This window comes from Bradyrhizobium australafricanum, assembly GCF_020329495.1.
Classification (GTDB): Bacteria; Pseudomonadota; Alphaproteobacteria; order Rhizobiales; family Xanthobacteraceae; genus Bradyrhizobium; species Bradyrhizobium australafricanum.
Window position 1 is genome coordinate 1 of the sequence record NZ_JAGKJL010000164.1, and the last position, 1,782, is coordinate 1,782.

2 protein-coding genes are annotated in these 1,782 nt (G+C 58.4%); both read left to right on the top strand.

Annotated features, from left to right (window positions below; all coding sequences use genetic code 11):
* Positions 1 to 801, top strand: an 801-nt coding sequence (locus tag J6525_RS46270) for a reverse transcriptase domain-containing protein (RefSeq protein WP_249796401.1), incomplete at its 5' end; no start/stop codon positions are given.
* Positions 802 to 1,028: 227 nt separating this feature from the next.
* Positions 1,029 to 1,442, top strand: coding sequence for a group II intron maturase-specific domain-containing protein (locus J6525_RS46275; protein ID WP_225649595.1), 414 nt, complete (start codon positions 1,029 to 1,031; stop codon positions 1,440 to 1,442).
* Positions 1,443 to 1,782 lie beyond the last annotated feature (340 nt).

Consider the following 1,782-nt stretch of genomic DNA (forward strand, 5'->3'; position numbering starts at 1 on the left):
TTGCTCAAGGCGATTCGGAAGCACACGGACTGCGCTTGGGTGTTGTTGTACATTGAACGGTGGCTTAAAGCTCCCGTTCAACTGGAAGACGGCACCCTTGAACCCCGTGAGAAGGGCACGCCGCAGGGCTCGGTGGTATCACCGCTGATGGCGAATCTCTTTCTCCACTATACGTTCGACATGTGGATGCGAAGAAATCATCCGAGCATCCCGTTCGAGCGTTATGCCGATGATATTCTCTGCCATTGCGACAGTGAGCGGCACGCACAACAACTGAAGGAGGCGCTTGCGAAGCGCTTTGCCGAATGCGGACTGGAGCTTCATCCGGACAAGACGAAGATAGTCTATTGTAAGGATGACGACCGGCGAGGTGATTATCCTGAACAGAAATTCGACTTTTTGGGCTACACGTTCCGCGCCCGTCGGTCGAAGAACCGTTGGGGAAAGCACTTCGTCAACTTCAGCCCCGGTGTCAGCAATGCCGCGACGAAGGCAATCCGACAGGAAATCCGTGCCTGGCAACTACGCTGCCGGGTGGATAAGAGGATCGACGACCTGGCGAGGATGTTCAACCCGATCATTCGAGGCTGGATGAACTACTATGGTCGGTACTACAAATCGGCGCTTTACCCGACACTACGCCATCTCGACCGATGTCTCGCGCGATGGGCGATGTCGAAATACAAACGTCTGCGGCGACATCGAAGACGGGCAGAGCACTGGGTACGGGACATTGCGTGCCGCACCCCCACGCTGTTGGCCCATTGGCCGATGCTGCACAAGACGGCGGCTGGACGGTAAGAGCCGGATGAGCGGAGACGTTCACGTCCGGATCTGTGAGCGCCTGGAGGTGAAACTCCCCCCGGGCGACTCGACGGTTGGTACATTGTCGGAATGAGATGGAGGCGCAAAGCGTTCGCGAAGCGCTCCAGGCTCGGCTGGCGGAGTGCCGCCTGGAATTGCATCCTACGAAGACGAGGATCGTCTACTGCAAGGATGATCGACGCCGAGGTAAAAGCGAGACGGTCATGTTTGACTTTCTCGGTTATTGCTTCCGGCCACGATCGGTCCTGGGGCCGCATTCGCAGAAGATGTTCTGTGGGTTCACCCCAGCGGTCAGCAAACCAGCGCTGAACGCCATGCGGGCGACGGTCCGAGGCTTGAAACTTCGCAGGCGAACCGAGGTGACGCTGGACGATATTGCTCGCGAGCTAAACCCGATGGTTAGGGGGTGGATCGCTTATTATGGGCAATACACGCGCTCAGCGCTTTATCCTTTGGCACGCTACATCAACCAGACGTTAGCTATTTGGCTGAAGCGAAAGTACAAGCGCTTCCATCACCGTTTAGGACGCGCGCGTCTCTTCCTGGAGAAGATCGCGCGTGAGAAGCGCAGGCTCTTTGTGCATTGGCAACTCGGCGATGGCGGCAAGCTTGCCTGATGGGAGCCGGGTGAGGCGAGAGTCTCACGCCCGGTTCTGCGAGAGTTGCGCCTTGCAAGCGCGTTGAAGTCTGCCGTCTGAGATGACGGCCGCGGCAAAGCCTAGCGAGCAGCCGCGAACCGAGTCTTGCGTGGCGTCCGGTAACGGCCGTTGCGAAGCGTAGACAGGGAGGTTGTAGGCCGGAATGAAGTGAACGGGAAAATAGCCCCGAAATCGAACGTGATCGGAGTAGCCGACCCTGTCTCTCAAAGGGGAAGGCGGAACCGCGGGCCGCGACAACGCGAGCGGTCAGAGGAGCTCCCGGGGTTCGTACCGCCAGCATGCAATCAAAGGAAGCAGC